This is a genomic window from Pontiella desulfatans, assembly GCF_900890425.1.
GTDB lineage: Bacteria > Verrucomicrobiota > Kiritimatiellia > Kiritimatiellales > Pontiellaceae > Pontiella > Pontiella desulfatans.
The window spans coordinates 423,836-447,212 of the sequence record NZ_CAAHFG010000001.1; the positions used below are offsets into that span (position 1 = coordinate 423,836).

Annotated in this window: 15 protein-coding genes; 14 read left to right on the plus strand and 1 reads right to left on the minus strand. The window is 57.0% G+C overall.

Annotation, left to right across the window (positions count from 1 at the left end; genetic code table 11):
- Positions 1–4: 4 nt before the first annotated feature.
- The 6 genes from E9954_RS01565 to E9954_RS01590 all read left to right on the plus strand — a co-directional run bounded on the left by E9954_RS01565 (position 5) and on the right by E9954_RS01590 (position 9,162).
- Positions 5–1,501: a sulfatase family protein gene (locus tag E9954_RS01565; RefSeq protein WP_136077496.1), complete on the plus strand. Its 1,497-nt coding sequence runs from the start codon at positions 5–7 to the stop codon at positions 1,499–1,501.
- A gap of 92 nt (positions 1,502–1,593) precedes the next feature.
- A complete protein-coding gene (locus E9954_RS01570) occupies positions 1,594–2,451 on the plus strand; it encodes an alpha/beta hydrolase (protein WP_136077497.1) in 858 nt (285 codons plus the stop codon).
- A gap of 12 nt (positions 2,452–2,463) precedes the next feature.
- Entirely contained in the window at positions 2,464–3,927 is a 1,464-nt protein-coding gene (locus E9954_RS01575) for a sulfatase (RefSeq protein ID WP_136077498.1), read from the plus strand.
- Positions 3,924–6,023 (plus strand): glycoside hydrolase family 172 protein, encoded by a 2,100-nt coding sequence (locus E9954_RS01580; protein ID WP_222847011.1) that lies wholly within the window; start codon positions 3,924–3,926, stop codon positions 6,021–6,023. Before E9954_RS01575 ends, E9954_RS01580 begins: the two co-directional genes overlap by 4 nt.
- A 38-nt stretch (positions 6,024–6,061) precedes the next feature.
- Positions 6,062–7,552: a sulfatase-like hydrolase/transferase gene (locus tag E9954_RS01585; RefSeq protein WP_222847012.1), complete on the plus strand. Its 1,491-nt coding sequence runs from the start codon at positions 6,062–6,064 to the stop codon at positions 7,550–7,552.
- A gap of 50 nt (positions 7,553–7,602) precedes the next feature.
- Positions 7,603–9,162: a glycoside hydrolase family protein gene (locus E9954_RS01590; protein ID WP_136077499.1), complete on the plus strand. Its 1,560-nt coding sequence runs from the start codon at positions 7,603–7,605 to the stop codon at positions 9,160–9,162.
- 9 nt (positions 9,163–9,171) lie between these two features.
- Here the strand turns inward: E9954_RS01590 and E9954_RS01595 are convergent, their stop codons facing one another.
- A complete protein-coding gene (locus E9954_RS01595) occupies positions 9,172–10,224 on the minus strand; it encodes a LacI family DNA-binding transcriptional regulator (RefSeq protein WP_136077500.1) in 1,053 nt (350 codons plus the stop codon).
- A gap of 137 nt (positions 10,225–10,361) precedes the next feature.
- Here E9954_RS01595 and E9954_RS01600 point away from each other — a divergent pair, with 137 nt between their 5' ends.
- From E9954_RS01600 to E9954_RS01635, 8 genes are all read left to right on the plus strand, one after another.
- Positions 10,362–11,324: a prolyl oligopeptidase family serine peptidase gene (locus E9954_RS01600; protein ID WP_136077501.1), complete on the plus strand. Its 963-nt coding sequence runs from the start codon at positions 10,362–10,364 to the stop codon at positions 11,322–11,324.
- The gene (locus tag E9954_RS01605; protein WP_136077502.1) at positions 11,321–12,712 is read left to right on the plus strand and encodes a hypothetical protein; all 1,392 of its coding nucleotides are present in this window, start codon (positions 11,321–11,323) and stop codon (positions 12,710–12,712) included. The genes E9954_RS01600 and E9954_RS01605 overlap by 4 nt, the downstream gene beginning before the upstream one ends.
- Before the next feature lie 306 nt (positions 12,713–13,018).
- A complete protein-coding gene (locus E9954_RS01610) occupies positions 13,019–13,942 on the plus strand; it encodes a transposase (RefSeq protein ID WP_136077503.1) in 924 nt (307 codons plus the stop codon).
- A 136-nt stretch (positions 13,943–14,078) separates the two neighbouring features.
- On the plus strand, positions 14,079–14,423 hold the full coding sequence (locus E9954_RS33785) for a hypothetical protein (protein ID WP_168441887.1): 345 nt from the start codon (positions 14,079–14,081) through the stop codon (positions 14,421–14,423).
- Positions 14,420–16,030, plus strand: coding sequence for a sulfatase family protein (locus E9954_RS01620; RefSeq protein WP_136077504.1), 1,611 nt, complete (start codon positions 14,420–14,422; stop codon positions 16,028–16,030). Before E9954_RS33785 ends, E9954_RS01620 begins: the two co-directional genes overlap by 4 nt.
- Before the next feature lie 167 nt (positions 16,031–16,197).
- Positions 16,198–19,911, plus strand: coding sequence for a carbohydrate-binding protein (locus E9954_RS01625; RefSeq protein WP_168441888.1), 3,714 nt, complete (start codon positions 16,198–16,200; stop codon positions 19,909–19,911).
- A complete protein-coding gene (locus E9954_RS01630; protein ID WP_136077506.1) occupies positions 19,911–21,530 on the plus strand; it encodes a hypothetical protein in 1,620 nt (539 codons plus the stop codon). The genes E9954_RS01625 and E9954_RS01630 overlap by 1 nt, the downstream gene beginning before the upstream one ends.
- A gap of 98 nt (positions 21,531–21,628) precedes the next feature.
- The gene (locus tag E9954_RS01635) at positions 21,629–23,377 is read left to right on the plus strand and encodes an arylsulfatase (protein WP_222847013.1); all 1,749 of its coding nucleotides are present in this window, start codon (positions 21,629–21,631) and stop codon (positions 23,375–23,377) included.

Below are 23,377 nucleotides of genomic sequence, written 5' to 3' on the forward strand. Positions count from 1 at the left end.
ACCTATGAACGTACTGAAAACAGCACTTGCCATCGGGTGGCTCGGAGCGGCCGGCCTGGCTTTGGCGGCGAACGAAAAACCGAACATCCTCTATATCCTGGCCGACGATCTGGGCTATGGCGACGTGTCGTGCCTGAATCCGGAACTCGGAAAAATCAACACGCCGCACATGGACCGGTTGGCCCGCGAGGGGATGACCTTTACGGATGCCCACACCAGCTCATCGGTCTGCACCCCGACGCGCTACAGCATTCTGACCGGGCGTTACAACTGGCGAACGGAGCTGCAGGCCCAGGTGTTGATGGGGTTTGATCAACCGCTGATCACGCCGGATCGATTGACCGTGGCCGGACTCTTGAAGGAACAGGGCTACCGCACCGCCTGCATCGGCAAGTGGCACCTGGGGCTGGGGCTGCCGACCATCGGGGGCGAGGCAATGGATACCGAAGGCCTTACCAACGTGGACTGGAAAGGCGCCATCGCGGGCGGGCCGGTCGATCTGGGCTTTGACTATTTCTACGGAATCTCGGCCTCGTTGAATATTCCGCCGTATGTCTACATCGAGAACAACCGCGTTGTCGGCGATGAAATCGTGATGCACAAGAAAGGCCGCAAGGGGCCGAAGGAAAAGAATTTCGACGACGTGCAGACGCTGCCGATCCTGACGCGGAAAACCATCGAATACATCCAACGGCAGGACGCCTCCACGCCCTTCTTCATCTACTGCTCCCTGACCTCGCCGCACACGCCGCTGGTGCCGACGGACGAATGGAAAGGCAAAAGCGGTATTGGCGACTACGGCGATTTCGTGATGCACACCGATGCCATCATCGGCGAAATCGTCGATGCGCTGGATGCTGCCGGGCTGGGGGAAAACACCATCGTGGTGGTCACCAGCGACAACGGTTGCTCGAAATGGTGCGGTACGGCTAAGCTCCTCGAACAGGGGCACCACTTCAGTGGAATCTATCGCGGCTCAAAAGGCGATCTGTGGGAGGGCGGCCATCGCGTTCCGTTCCTTGTGCGCTGGCCGGCAAAAGTTAAAGCCGGCTCAATGTGCGATCAGTTGATTTCCCTGAACGACCTGATGGCTACGTGCGCGGAGCTGACGGGCGCTCCCATGCCGGCAACGGCCGGTGAAGACAGCGTCAGTTTCCTGCCGGCCTTGTCGGGCAAGGCAATCGTCTCCTCCCGCGCCGGGGTGGTGCACCATTCCTTCAGTGGCCACTTCGCTTATCGCATGGACCGATGGAAACTGCTGCTCGCCAAGGCTTCCGGCGGCTGGACATCGCCCACGGAAGAGGAAGCTCCAGCCGATGCGCTGAAAGCCCAGCTCTACGACATGGAGGCCGATCCCGGCGAAACAACCAACCTCTACGCGTCACATCCGGAGGTTGTGGAACGTTTATATAGGCAACTGGAAGCCGATGTGAAGCGCGGCCGCAGCACCGACGGGGCGGCTCAGCGGAATGATGTCGATGAAATCGTACTTTGGAAGTAGCGTGGATATCCGATCCGCGTCCGTTTCGTCGGGAAACTCGCATCGGATATGCGAGCTACGGTGGATGACCGAGGAATGAGGTGTTGGGGAGTATGAAATTATCGAAGATGACATGGCTGTTGGTGGCATGCCCGTTTTTGGCATTGGGTGATGGGATGACGCCGGATCGGGAAGTGGCCTACAAAGAGATCGATGGCATTGAACTCAAGATGCACGTTTTTGAGCCGGAAGGAGTCAAGGCCGCCGACAAGCGTCCGGCGATCGTCTTCTTTTTCGGCGGCGGTTGGAGTGGAGGGGATCCGAAACAGTTTTACCAGCAGGCGCGCGCGTTTGCGGACGAGGGGTTGGTTTGCTTTTCCGCGGACTACCGTGTGAAGAGCCGCAACAAGACCACCCCGTTCGAATGCGTCAAGGATGCCAAGTCCGCCGTCCGGTGGATCCGGGAACATGCGGCCGAGCTGGGCGTTGATCCCAACCGCATCGTTGCGTCCGGTGGTTCGGCGGGCGGCCATATTGCCGGTTGCACGGGAGTGATCGATGGATGCGAGGAGGCGGGCGACAACCTGGAGGTCAGCTCGAAGCCCAACCTGATGATTCTTTATAATCCGGTGCTGGATACGACGGATAAAGGTTATGGCGCAAAAAACTTTAAACCGGAGCAGCAAACGGATTTGTCGCTCACGCACCATGTGACGCCCGGCATTGTTCCGACGCTGCTGTTCCATGGCACGGCGGATACGACGGTTCCGTTCGAAAACGCCGAGCGCTTCGACCGCCTCATGAAAGAGGCCGGGAACGAATGCCGGCTCGTTCCCTTCGAGGGCAAGGGCCACGGCTTTTTCAACGGGGCGTTCTTCCGCAAGAAAAACGGAGACGAAGCATTCAACAAGACCATGGAGCAGGGCATCGGGTTCCTGGTGCGCCATGGTTTCGCACCTTCAAAAAACTAAGGATGGATTGGAATGCGGTTGATCAAAAAAAACATAGGCGTCGTCGTGCTGTCTGTGGGGATTGCGGGGGTTGCTTGCGCGGGAGCTCCCAATGTCATCGTCATCATGGCGGATGATCTGGGATACAACGATTTGGGCTGCTATGGCTGCAAAGATATCCCGACGCCGCATTTGGATAAACTGGCCGGCGAGGGTGTGCGCTTTACCTCCGGCTATGTGACCTGGCCGATGTGCGGTCCGTCGCGGGCCGGTTTTCTTACCGGGAAACACCAATCCAAATTTGGGTATTATGAAAATGTGTCGGCACCGTTTGATCCGAATCAGGGTTTGCCGAAAATCGAGACGATCGCCAGTCTGCTGCAAAAGCAGGGATACACCACCGGCGGGGTGGGCAAGTGGCACATGGGCACCACCGATGATCAGCATCCCAATGCCATGGGCTTTGATGACTGGTTCGGTTTTCTGGGCGGAGGACTGATGTATTTCCCGCTCGACCATCCTTCCTATAACGGCCGCTTTACGCCGATCAAACGCCCGCTGAGTATGAAGTATATGCAGCATACCCTGCCGGTGATCCACAATCGGGAGCCGGTGGAATGGGATCAATACCTGACCCGGGAACTGACGGATGCGGGCATTCGCTTCCTGGAAAAGAACGCCGACAAACCGTTTTTCCTGTTTATGTCCTACAACGCTCCGCATCTCGATCTGGAGGCCCCGGAGGAGACGATTGCCAAGTTTCCTGCGGATCAGATGACCAAGGTGCCCGGCGTGAAGCCGGCGGCCCGCTCCATCTATGGCGCGATGGTCTATGAAATGGATGCGGGCATCGGGCAACTGTTGGCTAAACTCGATGCGCTGGGGCTTGCGGAGAATACGGTGGTTTGGTTTCTGAGTGATAATGGAGGGATGAAGCGTACGAGTGATAACCGACCCTTGAACGGAGCGAAAGGTAGCGCTTATGAGGGGGGATTGCGCGTACCCATGTTCGTGAAGTGGCCCGGTAAAACTCCATCAGGAAAAGTGCTCGACGCACCGGTCACCTCTCTGGATATCACGGCAACCTCCGTTGCCATGGCCGGCGGTGATCCGATAGCGGAAGGTCTGCACGGGAAAGATATTCGGCCGTACATGACCCAGCAGTCAACTGAAGCACCGCACGATGTGCTGTATTGGCACACCGCCCGCAGCATAGCTCCGGTAGGCGTTATCCGTGAAGGGGACTTTAAATTGATCATTGGAATGAAGGGAAAGCTGGAGCTGTATAATTTGAAGGACGACCTGGGTGAGACTAAAAACATCGCGGCAAGTTATCCGGAAAAAGCACAGGCAATGAAGGCCCGCTGGTTGGAATGGGATAAGGACAAACAGCCTCCGCTGTGGACGGGCGGTAAAAACATTCAATACGCCGACTACGACTGGCTCAAGGACAGTCAGCACTATAAAGCCGCAGATATTAAAAAAGGAAATGAATGATGAATAAACGATCGAAAACCCTAAGCCTGTTGTGTGCCTGGACGGTGTTGTCCGCTGTTGCTGTTCAGGCCAATGAACCCGTTACGATTGAATCCCTGTTGACGGAAATGATCGACCGTGATTCGGTCGCCCGTTATCCTGCAGCGGATTTTCGACTTAAGCAGCACAGCAGCTATAACCGGGCATCTAAAACTCCGGATGAGCCTGAGGGCTGGTTTAACAATAAGGACAACAATACGAGCGACAAACATGACAGTTTTATTCGTATTGAAGAAAACAACGGGCAAAAAGAATGGGTCCTGATGGATCATGAAGGTCCCGGGGCCATCGTGCGTACGTGGATGCCTTGGCGGAATCCCAAAAACGGCGGTACCGACATTAATATGAAGATCTACCTGGATGGTTCCGATACACCGGCGCTTGAGGGTAATATGCTGGGTATGTTTGATGGAACGGGCGTTATCCCATATCCCTTTGCCCATCCGTCCCTGCGCTCGTCGGTAAACTTTTTTCCGATTCCCTATGCGAAAAGCTGTAAGGTTACCACAGATAAAATGCCGTTTTTCTTTATCTGTACGTTCCGTGAATATGATGAAGGTACGCCGATCAAAACCTTTACGATGGAAGATTTTGAAGCTGCTCAGGCCTTGACTGAAACTACAGGCAAGGCGCTTTTGAATCCGGTCGCTTCCGGAGCAGGTGATCCGCTCAGCTTCAAAGCGAAGCTGGGCAACAAGGAAGAACAATCGATTGAACTTCCGGCTGGTGAGACTGCTGTACGCGAAATTTCAGTAAAACTCGGTAGTTATGAAAATGCGGATGTCACGCGCCAGGTTATTCTTAAAATGGAATTTGACGGCAAGGAAACGGTCTGGTGCCCGATCGGCGATTTTTTCGGTTCGGGAATCGGCCTGAATCCTGTGCAGGGTTGGTATCGTACGGTTGCAGAAGATGGAACCATGAGTTGCCGCTGGGTCATGCCATACAAAGAAGGGGGTAAAGTAACCCTACAGAACCTCAGCGGTGAGCCGGTGGATGCCGAGCTGGAAGTTAAAACGGGCGATTGGATCTGGGATGACCATTCCATGTATTTCCACGCCGGATGGCGCGGACAATATCCGGTTCCGACACGTCCGTATTCAGATTGGAACTATGTTCACCTCAAAGGACGCGGCGTTTATGTGGGCGACACGCTGACCATCATGAACCCGGTCGAAAAATGGTGGGGCGAGGGGGATGAAAAAATTTGGGTTGATGGGGAAGACTTTCCATCCATGTTCGGTACGGGAACGGAGGACTATTATGCCTATTCATGGGGTGGGCAGAGCACGGATTTTTATGAGCACCCGTTCCACGCACAGCCCATGTCGTATAAATATAACAAGCTGAACCGTAAAACGGACGAAAGTGAACGGAATTCTATGGGCTATAGTGTAGAGACCCGGAGTCGCTCGTTGGACACCATGCCTTTCGGGAGTTCGCTTCAGCTTGATATGGAAGTCTGGTCCTGGACGGATTGCGATATGGGCTATGGCGTCGGGGCGTATTGGTATGGTTTTGCGGACACGACCTCGAACCGCAAACCGGAACCGGAAGAGGTGCTCAACGTGCCGCCGCTACCAAACATGGAGGGTGACGCACCTGAAACCTCGGCTGATACATTGAAGGGAGCTGTCGAGTTTGAAGAGATGTCGATCGTATCCGGTCCGAAAGGACTGGTAAGAAAGTCGCAAAAACTGAAAAGCTATAAAGGAAACTGGAACGAAACCGATCATGTTCTATTCAAAGGTGCGCAGGTTGGCAACGTGGTCGAGGTTCGCATTCCGGCATCGAGTCCGGTGGCGGAAAAGCTCGTGCTGCACGCCACGAAATCGCGGGACTTCGGTATTGTGCGTTTTTCGGTGAACGGAAAGCCTGCCGGGGCGGAGGTCGACCTCTATGCCCCCAAGCCGGTTCCGTCCGGCGCGATCGGGCTGGGAGCGTTTGACCCGGTCGATGGCGCCTATCTCCTGCGCGTGGAGGTGAGCGGTAAAAATCCGAAAAGCATCGGGACTTTCTTCGGCCTCGACTGCGTGGTCCTTCAAGCCAATAAGTGACGGACTGATTGAACGAAAAAGCAGTTGAGGAGAAACCGATGAAACAAAGCCCTTTCCCCCTGAAACCGTTTGCCATGCTGGTGGTATTTGCCTTGGCGGCTCCCCTTGCCAGCCATGCCGGTTCGGAGAATAGACCGAACATTGTCTTCCTGATGACCGACGACCAGCGCTGGGATACGCTCGGTTGCTACGGCCGGACCGACGTCATAACTCCAAATATCGACAAGCTCGCCACCCAGGGGGTTATTTTTGATAATGCCTATTATGCGGTCGCGATCTGCATGCCGAGCCGCGCTACGATATTTACCGGGCGCTACTTTTCGGATCACCAATCCGGGTTTACCTATCCCTACAACCGGACACTGTCGGTAGCGGAGTTTTCCGACAGCTATCCGGCCAGGCTGAGAGCGTCGGGCTACCGCACCGGCTTTGTTGGGAAATTCGGGATCCGCTTGGAAAATTGGTCGAATACAGCCCGCGAGCACTTCGATTTCTTCGTCGTCGGAGGGACGCGTTGGCCGGAGGATGATCCGGGCTTGAATCACATTTATCGTCGTGACCGCCCGCGGGAAGAGCGAACGTTGAAGAAGGGGGACGCGATGATTCGTTTCCTTGAAACCCAACCGGAGGGGCAGCCTTTCTGTCTCTCGATCAGCTTCGATGCGGTGAAAAACGATCGGGACCAAGACATGTATGCACCGCATGTGGAGATTTTTAAGGACAAGCAAATGTGGGTTCCTGAAAACTGGGTGGAGGGTAGGAATGAACGGTTGCCGAAGGTGCTCGACCATTGCCGGGGCACCTACCTGCATGTCGCGCGAACCTCAACACCCGAGCTGTATCAAAAGCTCGCGCGTCGTTTCGCAACACAAGGCTACACCGTCGATACGCAGGTCGGGCGGTTGATGGCGAAGCTGGAGGAGATGGACGTGCTGGACAACACCATTGTGATCTACACCAGCGACAATGGCCGCTTCCATGGTTCGCAGGGGCTTTATGACAAGGCGATCCTTTACGACGAATCCATGAAGGCGCCATTGATTGTATTCGATGGAAGAGTCGATAAGAAGAGTCGGGGACGCAGGGAGGATGCGATGGTTTCCTCTGCCGATGTGGCGCCCACCATCCTTTCCCTTGCCGGTGAAAAGGTTCCGGAAAGCATGAGGGGGCGCGACTTGTGCGGGATACTGGCAGGCTCCCAGGATATGGCCCAATGGCGCGATGCGGTTCTGATGGAAAACCTTTTCCTGCAGGAGATTCATTCGGCAGGTGTGAAAAAACATGAGGATATCCCTGGGTTGAACAGCGAGATCATCGCGAATAACCGATCCTATCGTTCGCGAGGTGTACGGACGGAGCGCTACAAATATTTCATCTACTTCGAGCACGATCCTGTGATCGAGGAACTCTACGATTTGAAGGCCGATCCGTACGAGCAGGACAACCTGGTCAACAACCCGGAACATGCCGAGCTGCTGAAGAAGCTGCGCAAGCGGACGGATGAGTTGCATGCAGACGCGATTCGGTAGAATGTGCAGGGCAATCTTAAGATGGGCATTAACCGTTAGGAGCTGAATGTATGAAAGCATGTATACGAACGTCGTTGCTCGGGGCACTCTCCCTGTGCGGATGCACATGGGCGCAAGAGACGTGGACGATTGAATCGCAGGGGGACTGGAAGGAAAATGCCGCAACGCAGTCGAACCTGACCTATGAAGCCGGAAAAGCCATTCCCACGGACGTTGAAGCCACGTTTCTGAGCGTGATGAAGCGCTACCCCAAAAAGCGTTCCGCGCAAACGATCAGCATCTCGCAGTCGCCCGAATGGCTGAACTGGAACCCGGTTCCAAACGTTGGCCCCGGGAATCTGGGAGACGCCCCGGTTGCCCTGCAAATGGGCGACGGGAACTACTGGATGTTCGGGCGCTACAGCAAACATAAGAGCCAGAAGGATGGAACGTTCAAGGCCGAACCGGCAACGTTGGACGGGTTTGATGTTGAGCTGAAAACCTCCCCGCATAAAAACCAGTTCGATGCGCCGGGGGGCGTGGCTGCGGGCGACGGGGGATATCATGCCTGGCAGAGTCGGGATATGGTGAACTGGGTGTATCATGGAGCGATCACCGATCCCAAAGGCAAATGGATGACCACGGCGGAGTATGCCGACGGCAAAGCCTATTTCTACTACGACTTCCCGAACGATCAGGATCCGCACCTCTTCATCGATGACGATCTGTTCGACGGCAAACCGGGCAAGGATATGGGAATGGCATTTCAGGATCCGACGCACGGTTCGGATTGTGCGTTTATTCGGGACCTCGATGGTAATTTCCACGTGATCGCCGAAGACTGGAGCCCGATCGATGCATCGACCCATGCGTGGGATTCGCCGCTTGCGGTTCACGCGGTCAGTCCGGATGGGATTGGGGATTTCAAGATTCTCGGGCCGCCGGTTGATGAACGAACGAAGCCCACCGGCCGGTTTGCCGAATATGTTCATCCGCACTGGCACTCTGAGGATCCCGCAAACTATCCGGGCAAGACGGCCACGCTAGATGTTCCGCAACACCGGGTCAAAAAAGGTCAAACACGGGCGTACGGAACCTACGAAATCCACGAGCCGGAACAGAATGCCTACGGCGACTGGGCGGCGATTTCGATCGGCGGGCAATACTATCTGTTCGCGGATTTCGACCCCGCCGGTGGGCATGGACGCGATAGCATGAGCGCGGCCTGGTTCACGGCCGACGATATCAACAAACCGTTTAAATTTTGCGGAAACATCGGGAAGGGGCATCCCGATCCGGAAATCCTCTTTGCAGAGGGCCGGTTCTATCTGCTCACCCAGATGAAGACCGACTACGTTAGCCCCGGCCCGTGGGTGGAATCCGTCCAGGTGCGCGTCGGTGTTGATACGTCCAACGATGGGAACGTGGACCAATGGTCTGATTGGCAGACGGTTTCCGAGCAGTACGACTATATCGAAGGCTTCGCAAAACAGATTGCGAAAACTGCGGCTCAGATGGACTTGTCCGACCTGCCGGAAGGATACGGTTTCCAGTTTGAAGTCAAACTGACGGATACCACCGAGAACATCTCGAAGCCGATCCTCGATAAGATCGTCGTTTCGTTTGAATGACTCTTCCTGTCAGGGCTTGATATCCGGAAGTAAACGGTTCGGCAGCATCGAGCCTTCCGTCCAGCGGCCTTCAACGAGGATCTCCCTCGGGGTTGCGGGAATGCCATAACTGTTTTCGTTGAGTTGGGAGACCAGCGTCAGGATGGCTGTGCGCCCGATCTCCACGGGGTTTTGGTCGATGCCGGCATCGATGGGATTGTCTTGTTTGCTCATGGAGGCCAATCCGAGATCGGCCGGGATGCGATAACCCAGCTCCTTCAGCATATTCAATAGGCATGGGGCGCCGCAGATGAGGGCGTCGGGCCGCTGTTGCTTCAACCATTTTTCAAGCTGCCCATGCCGACCGGTCTCTTGGTTGTTCAGGAAGAGCGGCGCCAGCTGACGGGAGCGGGGCAGGGCCTGCTGGGCCCATAGGTATCCCGCGCTGAAAAGATGCTGGCGGCGATATTCGCCGGCATAGCCGATGCGTCGATATCCTTTCTTCTGCATTTCCTCAAAGGCCAGGATGGTGTTGGAAACCTGGGCGCCGGAGACAACGTTCACCTTCAGCGACCGCAGGCTTTCGCCGAACCGCACCAGGGCATAATCCTTCCAGGGAAAGGTTGCCAGCTCGGCGGCCGAGGGTTCTTCGTCCTGGGGCGTCGGGGTCAGTAGCAGGCCGCGAATGCCGCGCGCTTTAAAGATGCCGTGCATGCGATGCAGCGGGAGCTCGCTCAGCCTGAATTCCTCCAGATGGAACCCCAGCTGGCGGGCCATTTCGTAGGCGCCTTTCCAGTATAGGTTGAAGACCTCTTTTTCCCGTTGCTTGTCCGGATGCCGATGGAAGTTGAGCCAGGCCAAGGAGGCCTTCGCTGCTTTTTCCTTGGTTTCATGGCGATAGTTCGAGAGCGCCGAGAGCATGGGGTCTGGCTGATAACCCATTGCCTTGGCTTTTTGCTGAACGCGTTTCCGGGTGGCTTCGGAAATGCGCGGATCATTGCGCAGGCTGTAGGAGACCGTCATCTTGGATATGCCCAGTGCCTTTGCGATATCGCTATAAGTAATTCTTTGCTTGCTGCCCATGCTCTCTTTCTGTGTTTGGAAAAGTCGTAAATTCGGGGTTTGTACTGGTAAAACAAAATAGGGCTGTCAAATTGCCGGGACAAGTCTATTTCTAGGTCGCAGTAGGTTTTTGGTTTAACGGGTTAGGAGAGGTGAGGATGTTGATTATGGTGGGCAGGTTGTTCAGGTGTATCTTCGCGGTTCTGTTGTTGGGCGGCGTTTCCTCCGGATACGGGCAGAAGGCGGCCGAGCAGGACGTGCTCGATGCCTTCGAGTATGAAAAGGGCATCGTATACAAAATGGCCGGTGGCCAAAAACTGGATATGGTCTATTTCAAACCGCGGAACCCCAAGGCGGGGGAACAGGTGCCCTGGATGCTTTTTGTGCATGGCGGCGGCTGGCGCGGAGGAAATAAATTCAATGTGCTCCGGTCGGCGTTCTCCGGGACCTTGCAGCAGTTGACGGAGAATGGCATTGCCTGTTTCACCATTGAATATCGGTTAACCAAGAACCATGTCACCGCGTTTGATTCGGTGGTGGACTGCAAGGATGCGGCGCGTTTCCTGCTCAAGAATGCTTCCACCTATAATCTCGATCCGGAGCGCTACGGCGTGTGGGGCGGGTCGGCCGGCGGGCATCTCAGTTTAATGACGGCGCTGGGGCGGAATGAAGATTTTCCAGGGGATGCGGCGCTGGCGGAATACCAACCCTCGTTCAAGTGTGTGGCCTCCTATTTCCCGCTCACCTCGCTGGTGAATCCGGAGGTGCTGTCGGGATCGAAGTTCGAGGATCCGGAAGTGCTGCGCCATGTTTTGGATGGATTGTTTTCGGAAAAACCGCAACTGGCCCGCCTGCTCAGCCCGACCGAATATCTCACCAAGGATTCCCCGCCAATCCTGCTGCTGCATGGTGAAAAGGATACAACGCTATCCATCAAAAACTCACGCTACATGATGGACGTCGCCCAGGAAAAAGGGGCGGATGTGCAGTTGCTGTCGGTTAAAAACGCCGGGCATAGTTTTGGCGGAAAAAATATTTCGCCCTCCATGGAGGAGATTAATGCGGCGGCGGCCCAATTCATTCTTTCGAAGCTGACCGGAATATCAGCGGGGTCTGAATGATGAATAAAGCAGGATTTGTTTTAGCGATCGGTTTGGGCATCGCGGTTGCCGATGCTTATGCGGCAAAGGTAAAAGGCATCACGTCGGTGGCGCAGCTGGCTCATTATGCGGGCCAGAGCGGGAATGCCATCAAGATGAAGCCGGGCGTCTATCGGATGGAGGACTATCTGACGCCGCAAGTGATCAGCAATACCGTTCCGCACGAGGTGATGGGGGCGGCCATGATTACGTTCAGCGGAAGCAATAACACCTTTGATCTCACCGGGGTAACCATCGAGGTGAACACCGAGCTGCTGAACGATTTCCGAACGACCGTCATGGAGTTTTTTGTGACCGGCAGCAACAACCGGATCACGGGCCTGACGGTTACCGATGTCGGGAATGCCCCGACGGCCAAGGGCGGACAGTCGTTTGTGGTGGATGGCCAACGAAATGCCATTATGGAGGTGACGCTGAACATGAGCGGCTCTGCGCCCTATGGCTATGGCGATCTGCTGGGCAAGGGCGGCGGCAGCCTGGCCCGCCTGCAGAAGCACAGCGGCCTGCTGGTGACGGGGGAGGATATTGTGATCCGCGACTGCTCCATTTATTCCCGATCTTTTGGTCACCTCTTTTTTGTGCAGGGCGGACGGAAGGTCCGTTTCGAAAACTGCTATGCCGAGGCCGTAACCCGTACCACCGATGAAATGCTGGCGGAAACCTCGGGCCCGGCCTTTGACGCCAATTTTGCGGCGGTTTACAAAAATTATGACGGCGAAAAAATCATCTCGCCGGGCTACACGAAATCCCTCAGCGAATGCGGCTTCCGCAACTATGGATCCGGCGGTCCGGAACGGCGCTCCACCGGGGCGATTTCGCTGATCAATTGCCGGGCAAAAAACTGCCGCATCGGTTTTGCTATGACGAAGGTCGATGGCGATATTCTCATCAAGGACTGCGAGGCCACCGGTTGCGAGGCGGGGTATAATATTGAAGGCGTGACCATCGAAAACAGCCGGGGCGATGCGGTGAACGGGCCGTTGCTCTACCTCAATGCCGGCGAAGCTTCTACGGTGGATCTGGCGTTGATGCCGGCCACCAATAAAACAACGGTTCATGCCCTGGCGACGATTGCGGGCGAAGACCATTCCGTGACGTTGAAACGCTGGCGAAACATGGCCCGCGGGGCGATGCTGCCCATTTGCATGGGGACCACCCGGCCCGCGGCCTGTAATCCGTTTTCGCCGCTGGGGACGAAGCCGGCGTCCGGCATCACCCTGAACAACGAAACCGGCATGCCGGTGGAAATCGGATCCACCGTCCGCTCAAGCACCATCACCAGCACCAGTGCGGTGACCGACCACGGTTCAGGCAATACGGTTTCGACCACTCAGAATCCTTCCGGGTAATACCATCATCCGTTCGTAATCGATCCGCATCCGCAAACGCAGCAGTATGCACTCAAGGCGCTCAAAACCTATGGCGCATTTGCCGAGGCCTGGCTGGATGAGCTCGAGGATCTGGCCGTGTAGCAGTTGAGCGTGTCGAAACCATGCAGATGCTGCAGGCGCTGAAGTAGCGCCTGCTCGATATCGTCTTCGCCGATGATGTTCGGTGGCATGTTGAAGCGCATTAAACACAAAAGGGTCGGGCGGCGCAAAAAATAATTTCAAACCCTTTTGCCCGTTCCGCGGTTTTCATGCTAAGCCTCTTCCATGGAAAAGGGCGCATACGATCCGGAAAAGCATCATCGACGATCGATCCGGCTGAAGGGGCATGATTATGCGGGCGGCGGGCTTTATTTCATCACCCTCTGCGCGCATCGGGATGCCATCGCCGCCATGCAAGGCAAGCCCTTCGCACCTATGAAAGCGCTCATTGCTGAGCGCATGGCCATTACCGCCGAAAAAAATCCTCAGATGGAATGGGGCGAAAGCATCATCATGCCCGATCATTTCCATGCGCTCATCCGCATCCGTAAAGGGGGCTCCCTCGATTTGGGGAATATCATTGGCGGATTCAAGGCTGGCGTTTCTCGGGAATGGCGCAGGGACGAGGCAGGCAAAGCGGGCAAGGCAGGCCTTGCCCGTACGGGCGGGATCGCTCCCGCCCTTCCCCGGGAAATGCGCATCTGGCACCGCAATTATTATGAAATGATTGTGCGCTCGGCGGAAGCGGAGGCGAAGATTGCAGAATATATCCGGATGAATCCCTGGCGGTGCGTGCAGGAGCTGGGCAGTGGCCTGCGCGGCATGGGCAACCCGGCGCTGTGGAATGCCGAAAAGATGGGCGTGCTCTGCAGCCGCAATGCGCCGCGCCCCAAAAGCATCCCGAAAGCGGCGGTCTACCTGGGCGGCTTCCATTCGCCGATGGAAAAGGAAATCCTTGAAAAGCTGCTGGAGCACAAACGCCCCGTGATCTGGTGCCCGGCGTGGGGGCTGGAACGGGCCGCATTTGCACCGGGCGTGCGGGAAGCCCAGGAACAAAATCGGATGCTGATCCTCGAAATGCGCGATACGGCGGGCAATCTGGCGGCGGCCGAGGCGCGCAACCGCTTTGTGTTGGAACACGCCGACCAGCGATGGATCTCGTATGTGCAGCCGGGCGGCATGCTCGCCCACCTCCTGCGCGAAGGGTAGGGCGGATTTTTTTAACCACGGAACACCTAGTACAGAATACACGGATAGGGATCAGCTGGAATTTGCTTCCAGCTCTTCATTGCTCATTCACCAGGGCGCTGATGTTTGCTGAGATTGTTTTTTCCAGATCTGAGGCTTGCTTGTTCAGGTTGGCGAATTCCTCATTCATCCCAATCAACTCCTCCAAAAACTCCTCCTCGGTTTTGCCGTCTTCTTCGATGACGACGCCGACGTAGCGGCCGGGGTTGAGGGAATAGTCCTGTTCGGCGACTTCGGCGGGGGTGGCAAGTTTGCAGAGGCCGTCGTAGGTTTCGCCGAGGGCTGCGGTTGTACAGGTAAAACAAAACAGGGCTGTTCAATTCCGGGGGCAGGGGTTTTTATAGCCGCCAGCTTTGGCATGCGCTGGAAGACGATCACGGATCGCGGGTGCACGACCTGGCCGTTTGATCGGGACGGCTGTTTTTACCTGGAGGCGGAATGATGAAAAATAGGGTTTTAGGGGCGGTAGTCGCGTTGTCGGCATCGGTTGGTTTTGCGGAAAGTTCTCAACAGCAGCCGATGAACGTGGTGGTGATCACGACCGATCAGCAGCGCTCGGATGCGGTGGGCGCGTGGGGCCATGAGCACATGGTTACGCCCAACATGGATCGGCTGGTGCGCGAGGGGATCAGCTTTAAGCGGAGCTACGTTTGCGGGTCCACCTGCGTGTCGTCCCGCGCGGCGTTCTATACCGGGCAGTTTGCGCATAACACGGGTTGCTATGGGTTCCAGGAGTGGGCGCACAACCGCAGCTGGGTGGAGGAGATCCGCGATGCGGGCTACTACACGGCGGCGATGGGCAAGGTGCACCATTATCCGGCCACCGCCATGATGGGCTACAACGAACGCCTCTATACGGAAAACTTTCCGGACCTGACGAAATCGTACGACGACTATGCGAACTATCTGAAGGCGGAAGGCCAGCCGAGTCCGTGCAAGATTCTGACGCAGGGCGGCGACTGGATGAACAAGCATGCGTCCAACGCGTTTCCGCTCGAGGAAAAATACCATGTGGACCAGTTTGTCGGCCGCATGGCGACGCGCTGGATTAAGGACTATGAAAAGGAACAGCCGTTCTTCCTGCACATCGGTTTCCAGGGGCCGCACGATCCGTATGATCCGCCGCAGCGTTTTCTGGACATGTATGCCGATAAGGAGGTGCCGCTGCCGCGTTTCGATGTGGGCGGCCTGGCCGCCCGTCCGCCGCAGTATGCGCGGTTTATGGAGGCATGCCGCAATCCGCTGATGTTTGATTCGGGGCCGCATTTTGGCGTCTGGGCCGTCGACCTGACGGGCATGGATGACGCTGCGTTCCGCCGGATGCGGAAACACTATTATGCCAAGATCACCGGCATCGACTACCAGGTCGGCAAGATTCTCGACATGCTCGAAGCAAAGGGGCTGATGGACAACACCCTGATTATCTTCACCTCCGACCACGGCGACAACCTCGGCGATCACGAGCTGATTTATAAATGGCTGATGACGGAGCAGTCGGTGCAGGTACCGATGGTGGTTCGCCTGCCGGGCGCGGCGCGCGCCGGCGAAGTGGACGACGGTCTGTTTACGCAGATGGATGTGGGGCCGACGGTTCTGACGGCGCTTGGCCTGGAGGTGCCGCAGCGGCTCGATGGTTCCAGCAATTGGAAACGCATCACCGAAAACGACCGCAGCGAGGTGCCGGACATGGTGTTCTGCGAGGACAACTATCTGACGATGGTGCGCACCGACGACCGCAAGCTGATCTATTATGCAGGCCAGCCGGAAGAGGAATATTTCAACATGGAGAAGGATCCGTGGGAGGAACATAACCTCGCGCAGCATCCGGATTACGCGCGGGAAATCCTCGAACTCAAAGCCGACATGCTCCAGTGGCTGACCGTTTCCCGCTACCTCGGGTCGCTCTCGCACATCAACCAGCCGTCCGGCAAGCGCGACAAATGGCCGGCGAACCATCCGGAGGATCCCTACATCCTGAGTTGTTCGCCGAAGACGCCGGAGTATCGGGCCGAGTGCGACCGGATCGCAGCGGAAGCGCGCAAGAAATAGTTCGCGCAACGCAAACGGGAGGGGTGCCTGCTGGCCGGACCGCAGGTGCGCCCATGCGCCTGGTTTTTGCGTCCTGCCTCCTGGATTAACAAGGTAACCTTCATATGGGCTTAATTTTATCCGATAGCGTGTATATCTAGGGATCCAAAAAAATGAGGATCCGTCGGATGACACATATAGCGATCAGTAAGATTTGTTTTTTTTCCGTGCTGCTGCTCTTGGCGGTTTCTGCGCCGGCGGTGGATTTTGTCTGGGATAACAGCGAAGGGGACAACGATTTCGCCAATCCGTTAAACTGGGTTGGCGATGCCTTTCTTGCTTCCGAAACGGCCGTGGTGGATCTGGCGGGAATCAATAAAGCGGTGCTGGGCAGCGGTTCCCCTGCAAACATAGATGTGCTTCGAATCGGTTACAACGGATCGGATGGAGCGTTTGAACAGACGGGCGGTACGCTCACGGCTACCTCAAATCCCGGCGCGGTGAGCCGGGTCGGAAACGGCTCCGGGAAAACCGGTTCGTGGTTAATGACCGGCGGGACAGCCAACATCAACGCCATTCAACTGGGGCTAGGCAGCGGCACCGGCGATCTAACCCTTGCCGGCGGCACCATGGCCATTGCTCGCGGCTATAATGACTACAGTCTTCATGTGGGGGCCGGGGGAACCGGAATGATTGAAATTGCAGGGGGTTCCCTGAATACCCGAACGGGCGTCATTATCGGAAACGGCAGCACCTTCAAGGTGACCGGCAGTGCGGCGGCAACCATTGGCATCGGCAGCCACGGGCTGCTGGATGGCCGATGGATGCAAGCCGCCGGCGGAGTGCTGTGCGTCGGCATTGATACGACACCCACCGGGGTCAGCAAAATTTTTGTTGATGAAATCGATGGAACAACCGGGGTTTCCTGGGATGGCAACGTGACGTTTGAGGCCGGCTCCCTGCTTGATGTCGGGTATCTGGCTGCAACCAATCCGGGCACCTTTACCGTGATGGAATGGGATGGCGTTGTAACCAATAACGGCCTCGCGTTTGCCCCTTCGGTGGATACCAACGTCTGGAGCTTTAATGTGGATGCGCTGAACAAGCGGTTGACCGTAACGGCAGCAGGCACCGCCCCGGGACGCACCGCCGTAACGGTAAATAGCCTGGCCGGCTTGAAGCTGTATCTGAACGCAACGGATCATGATGTAACCATGGCGCCGGGTACCTACCGCATAACTCCTGCCGACGTGACCTCCGGACTGTTTCCTGATTCCCACCTGTTTGAATTCATCGGTTCGAGCAACGTGTATGATTTTACGGGGGTAACCTTTGAAATCGAAACGGATGTGTTTCAGTCGTTCGGCGGCATCGATGTCAAAGAAATTGCTGTTTTCGGAGAAGGTCAGGTGCTGAAAAACCTGACCTTGACGGATATCGGGAACACGCGGCCTTCAAAAACCGCGCTGGGTGTGCTGCTGGATGGTGTCGGCAACCGGGTCGAGGGGTTCAACGTGACGGTGCGCGGCTCACAGCCCTATGGCTATGGCGATATTTTCGGCAAGGGCAGCGGCTATGTGATCAAGCACTTCAAGCACTCCGCCATTCTGGTCCGGGGCGAGGATAACCATCTGTTGAACTGCAAGGTCTTCCATCGGGCGTATGGTCACGGCATTTTCTGCCAGGGTTCCATCAATGCCGTGATTGAGGGTTGCTATGTGGAGGGCGAGGTCCGGTCGTCGGATGATGTGCTGGCGGAGGCCGGTTCCGGGTCGTCGGCCGACAATGTGGATTTCCGGACCAACTGGGGCGAGGACGAAAACGGGGAGAATGGATATACGCTCCAGCCCGGCTGGATGTTCAGCTGCCAGGAGGATGGCATCCGTTGTTACAACACCGGGGTGGGCCTGGAAGGAACCAACACGGTGAATACAGCCAATATCCAGGTCATCGACTGCACCGTGAATCAGATGCGTTCCGGGGTGACGATCGGATTCTGCAACAATACCAAGTATGTCGAAAACTGCGTGGTCCTTGGAGTGGAAGGGGGCTACTGGGTGGGAACCGAAGGGGAAATTGTTGAATGCGCCGGCAATGCCGTTTATGGAAAGCTGCTGGGGAATGCCTACCAGACCGACCGGGACAGCGTGGTGGATCTGACCGTCCTGGATAATACGGGCCGATATGGAAATACGATTCTCGCCTATACCGGCGGTTCCCGCCACGACCTGACCTTCCGGAGCAGGGATGCCTATGTCGATCCCAACCTGCGCATCATGATTGCGGGCATCCGTACGGGCATTCGCGAGTATGTCGTGAATCCGACTTACAACGATTTTTCCACCACCGACGTCGAGTTATACAACCACACGCAGTATCCGGTGGAAATGAATACGAAGAGCACGGGAACCAGCGGCCGGACGGATGGAAGTGTCGTGGATTACGGCACCGGGAACAGCCTCGCTCAGATTCCGGTAACCACCGCGGGCGGTTACGGGGTGGTTCAGACCATCCAGGCGGAAGAATTTTCAACGCAGAGCGGCGCGTCGATTCAGACCCGGGGGGATGGCATCCGCCATATGGGCGCCGCAAATGACGGCGACTGGATCTGCTTCGAGGACTTTTTCATGGGTTCGGGCCCCAACCGGTTTGAGGCGTTTGTGATGGGCGGTGCCGCTGCCGGAAGTATTGAACTGCGGCTCGATGGGGCGGCAGGAACACTCATCGGAACCTGCCCGGTGGCTGCCGGTTCAGGAGCATGGGTCGCCGAAACCATCACGCTGAATGAGCCGCGCGGCAAGCGTGATCTCTATCTGGTCTTCAAAGGAACCGCCGGGGCACTGCCCGGACTGGATCGCTTCCGTTTCTACGTCGAGTTTCCCGGCAGGAAAGCGGCCAAGGGGCTGGTGGGTCATTGGAAATTTGACGAGACCGCCGGAACGGTTGCATCCGACTCCTCGGGCTACGGACACCACGGCACCATGGCGAATGCCGCGTGGGTGAGCGGGAAGAAGGGCGGCGCGCTCGATTTCGGAGCAGGAGCTTCGACCGTTTCCATTCCGTCGAATGCGTTTGATTCGGTTCAGGAAGAAATCACCATCGCCTGCTGGGCTTTCGGCGATGCCGCCCAGCCAACGGCGGACTCCCTGTTCTATGCGGTAGACGGCAGTACCCGGGTGCTGAACATTCATCTTCCCTACAGTGATTCAACGGTCTATTGGGATGCCGGAAACGACGGGGGCTATGACCGGATCTCCACGAATGCGGCTAGCGCCGATTACGAGGGATCATGGGCGCACTGGGTTTTCACCAAGAATTCGAAAACGGGGAACATGCGCATCTACCGCAACGGCGAAATGTGGCACCATGCAGCGTTCCTGCAGAAAGAGATGCGGGGTATCACGGCCGCGTCTATCGGCAGCCAGATCGGGGGGGCAGCCAACTATAAAGGCATGATCGACGACGTGCGGCTTTACGATGTTGAGCTCATGGAGCACGAAGTTACTCAGCTGTACGGTTCCTATGCCTATACTGATGCGGGCACACCGCACAGCTGGCTGGATGCCCACGCGCTGGTGACCGGCGGAGACTATGCCGCGGCCGATGCGCAGGATGCCGACAGCGATGGTTTGCTGAACGGCAGGGAATATTGGGCAGGAACCGATCCGACCAACGCCGCATCGGTATTCCGCATCACCGATGCCGAATCCGTAGGCAATCAATTGTTCTTTGACTGGTCGGCCGTCACAGGAAAAACCTATGATGTGTGGTTTAAAACGAATCTTATGGAAACGGCATGGGTGTTGAGCGACAGCGGAATCCTCGGCATTGAGCCGGAATGTACGAGCACGGTGCTGACGGATCATGCCACGGGATTTATTCAGGTAGAGGTGGAGCGATAATGTACAAGGGCATTGTTTTAAGTGTTTTGACGGTTGGCGTATTGCTGGCAGGGTGTAAGGAGAAGAGTCAAGACGAGGACCTTCAACCGGTTAGACCCAAACCCGAACCGGCTGTTAAGGAAAAACTGCCCGAGCTCAAGCCGACGGTGAAGGCCGAACCGGTTGTCGTCCTGAAGCCGGAGGAGCAACCGGGGTTTGGTTTCCAATTCGCTGAAAATCCCCTTATGGAGGTGGTCGCCCACGAACCGCCGGAACCCGATCCGGTCACCGATGATTTCGAGGTTCGCCCCGGCTATGTCGTCATTGATTCGCTGGATCAGTTCCGGCAGGCCATCAAGCTGAGCGGCAAAAAGATCCGCTTGAAGCCGGGCGTCTACCGCGCGGAAAAGACCGACCCGCCGATGGAATTCACGGCGCTGCACGACGATGAGAAGGGGGAGCGCCAAACCGTTCAGCAGGATCATATCTTCGCCGTCACCGGATCGAACAACTATTTCGATCTGCGCGGCGTCGTGATCGAAACACCGGTCTCCTTGCAAAGCACGCTTTCCCGCAAGGTCCATGTGGCGGACTCCTGGCATATCAACGGGGCGAACAATACCTTCATCGGCGGCTATTTCCGCAACGTGCTCGACAAGCCCTATCCCGATTTTTTCGTGACCGAATGCGAGTTTGAAATCTGTGGCGACGGCAATACGTTCTATGACTGCACGTTTGTGATCAAGGGCTCCATCCCCTACGGCTACACCGATTTCTACGGGAAGGGTAGCGGTTCTCACGGCCGCCTGAACAAGCACTCCTTCATGAGCATCCTGAATGCGAACGACACGACGCTGATCGGTTGCAAGGTCTATCAGCAATCGTTCGGGCACTGTCTCCATTTCCATAACGTGGACGGGGTCACGGTGAAGGATTGCTATTTCACCGGAGCCTTGCGGCCGACGAACGATATTTTCAAGGAAAAGGTGGGGCGCGCCGTCGATTATAACTTCGAGATGATGTACCGCAAGCAGCAGCCCATTCCGCGCGATTGGATGATCCCGCTCACGGAGGACGGCATCCGGGCATACAACAATGTCCGGAACATTACCGTGACCGACACCACCGTCGAGCGCCTGCGCGGTTGCTTCCAGCTGCTCTGCCCGGAGGGGGACATCGTGCTCGAAAATGTCACGGTGCTCGAGTGTGGCGATTTTGCCTATGACCTGAGCGTGGGCGACAACGGAAAGGTGGTGATGAAAAACTGCAAGTCCGATGTCGCCTACAACCCGGTCTTCAACCTCACCCGCGGTGCGCAGCCGACCGACGCGTTTTTTGAACTGACCGTGCTCGATCCGCCGGAAGGGGCCATCGTCACCGAGCGTTCCAGCCTCGGCATCATCTGTGGCGAAGATTGCGAATTCATTTTCCACGATGGCACCACCCGTCCGCTGCCGGCCTCGGCCAACCGGCTCCAGTGCGGCGGGAAGCGCGGACTGAAGGATTCCAAAATCACGAACCACACCACCGCCACGCTGGTGCTCGCATCGAATGTGGAAAACTGCTATATCAAATCGGTTGGCCCCGTGGAGGACAACGGGCGGCGGAACCGGATTGTGCAGATTAAGCCCCCGAAATAGTAGCTCGCATATCCGATGCGAGTTGACCGACGGCAGGGATGCTTTGCGAGCGACAACGCGGATCGGATATCCGCGCCACGAACAGGATGGGAAAGAAAATGAAAAGAGTCGTATTCAGTTTGTTGTTGGTTGCAATAGGCAACGCGTTTGCCGGTGGAAAACCAATACCTACCGAACAAGCCCGGCCCAATGTGGTTTTTGTTTTAACCGACGACCAGGGCTATGGCGATCTCGGGTGCCACGGCAACCCGATCCTGAAGACGCCGGAACTCGATGCCTTCCACGAACAATCCGTGCGCTTTACCGATTTCCACGTCAGCCCGCTCTGCACCCCGACGCGCGGCGCGCTGATGACCGGGCGCGACCCCGGGCGCAACGGGGCCTACCGCACCAGCGCCGGCCGCTCGATCCTGCACACCAACGAGCGCACGCTGGGCAACCTTTTTGCGGACAACGGCTATGCCACAGGCATGTTCGGCAAGTGGCATCTGGGCGACAGCGCCCCGCACCGTCCGCAGGACTATGGCTTCCAGGATGTGGTCTGGCACCGCTGCGGCGGTATCGGGCAGGTTTCCGACTATTGGGGCAATGACTATTTCGACGACACCTACGAACGCAACGGCACGCTCGAAAAGTTCGAAGGCTACTGCACCGACGTCTGGTTCCGCGAGGGCATCCGCTTCATCGAGGAAAACAAGGACAAGCCTTTTTTCCTCTACCTCCCGCTCAACGCCCCGCACACGCCCATCATCGTGGGCGAGGAGTGGTCTGCGCCCTATAAGGACAAGGTCGACCGCGAAATCCTGGCCGACTACTACGGCATGATTGCCAACATCGACCACAACTTCGGGCTGTTGCGCCAACGGCTGAAGGCGCTGAAGCTGGAAGAGAACACCATCCTGATCTTCATGACCGACAACGGAACCTATGTGGGTGCGAAATTCGCGAACAACGATTCGGAGCCCGTGGAAGGCTTCAATGCGGGGATGCGCGGCCGAAAGGCATCGATCTTCGACGGCGGCCACCGCGTCCCGTTCTTTATCCGCTGGCCGGCCGGCGGGCTCGACGGCGGGCGTGAAATCGATACGCTCGCCGTGCAGTTCGATCTCTTTCCAACGCTGGCCGAGCTGTGCGGAATCAAGGTTCCGGCGGATCGCGAAATGGACGGCCTTTCGCTGGCCCCGTTGCTTAAAGGCGAAAGCAAAACCGTGGACCGCGACCACGTGGTGCTTCAGTTCCACGGCGGTGCCGCCTTCCCGGAAGACCGGCTCAAGCGCGAGTTTTCCTACATCCTGACCGAGCGCTGGCGCTTGCTGCACGGGCGCGAACTCTACGACATGGAAGCCGACCCGAAGCAGCGCAACGATGTCGCCGCCGAGCACCCGGAGGTGGTGAAGCAGCTGTGGGCGCACTATGAACCCTATTGGCAGTCGGTCGTTCAAGGCATGACTCCGGTACGCCTCGATCTCGGCAACCCGACCGAAAACCCGGTCGAGCTCTGCTCGCAGGATTGGTACATGCCGCAGGGCAATCCGCCCTGGAACTTCCGGCTCATCGGCCAGCTGCCGCGCGTCACCGCGCCGTGGATGGTCAAAGTGAAAAAGGCCGGACGCTACCGCTTCACGCTGCGCCAATATCCCAAGCTCGCCGGCAAGCCGGTCGAGCAAACCGTGCGGGCAAAGATCGAGATCGCCGGGCGGTCAAAGGACGTGAGCGTGGAGCCCGGTTCCATGGGCATTGTGATCGAGCTGGAGCTCCCGGCCGGCGAGACCGAGCTCATGACCTATCTCTACAATGAAACAGGCGAAGCCGGCGGCGCCTACTTCACCGAAGTCGAGGCGCTGTAG

Excerpts from the sequence above, each read along its gene's own strand:
- E9954_RS01570 (WP_136077497.1), top strand. The coding sequence starts at position 1,594 with ATGAAATTATCGAAGATGACATGGCTGTTGGTGGCATGCCCGTTTTTG.
- E9954_RS01565 (WP_136077496.1), top strand. The coding sequence starts at position 5 with ATGAACGTACTGAAAACAGCACTTGCCATCGGGTGGCTCGGAGCGGCC.
- E9954_RS01610 (WP_136077503.1), top strand. The coding sequence starts at position 13,019 with ATGGAAAAGGGCGCATACGATCCGGAAAAGCATCATCGACGATCGATC.
- E9954_RS01625 (WP_168441888.1), top strand. The coding sequence starts at position 16,198 with ATGACACATATAGCGATCAGTAAGATTTGTTTTTTTTCCGTGCTGCTG.
- E9954_RS01605 (WP_136077502.1), top strand. The coding sequence starts at position 11,321 with ATGATGAATAAAGCAGGATTTGTTTTAGCGATCGGTTTGGGCATCGCG.
- E9954_RS01620 (WP_136077504.1), top strand. The coding sequence starts at position 14,420 with ATGATGAAAAATAGGGTTTTAGGGGCGGTAGTCGCGTTGTCGGCATCG.
- E9954_RS01630 (WP_136077506.1), top strand. The coding sequence starts at position 19,911 with ATGTACAAGGGCATTGTTTTAAGTGTTTTGACGGTTGGCGTATTGCTG.
- E9954_RS01635 (WP_222847013.1), top strand. The coding sequence starts at position 21,629 with ATGAAAAGAGTCGTATTCAGTTTGTTGTTGGTTGCAATAGGCAACGCG.
- E9954_RS01580 (WP_222847011.1), top strand. The coding sequence starts at position 3,924 with ATGATGAATAAACGATCGAAAACCCTAAGCCTGTTGTGTGCCTGGACG.
- E9954_RS01585 (WP_222847012.1), top strand. The coding sequence starts at position 6,062 with ATGAAACAAAGCCCTTTCCCCCTGAAACCGTTTGCCATGCTGGTGGTA.
- E9954_RS01595 (WP_136077500.1), bottom strand. The coding sequence starts at position 10,224 with ATGGGCAGCAAGCAAAGAATTACTTATAGCGATATCGCAAAGGCACTG.
- E9954_RS01590 (WP_136077499.1), top strand. The coding sequence starts at position 7,603 with ATGAAAGCATGTATACGAACGTCGTTGCTCGGGGCACTCTCCCTGTGC.
- E9954_RS01575 (WP_136077498.1), top strand. The coding sequence starts at position 2,464 with ATGCGGTTGATCAAAAAAAACATAGGCGTCGTCGTGCTGTCTGTGGGG.
- E9954_RS01600 (WP_136077501.1), top strand. The coding sequence starts at position 10,362 with ATGTTGATTATGGTGGGCAGGTTGTTCAGGTGTATCTTCGCGGTTCTG.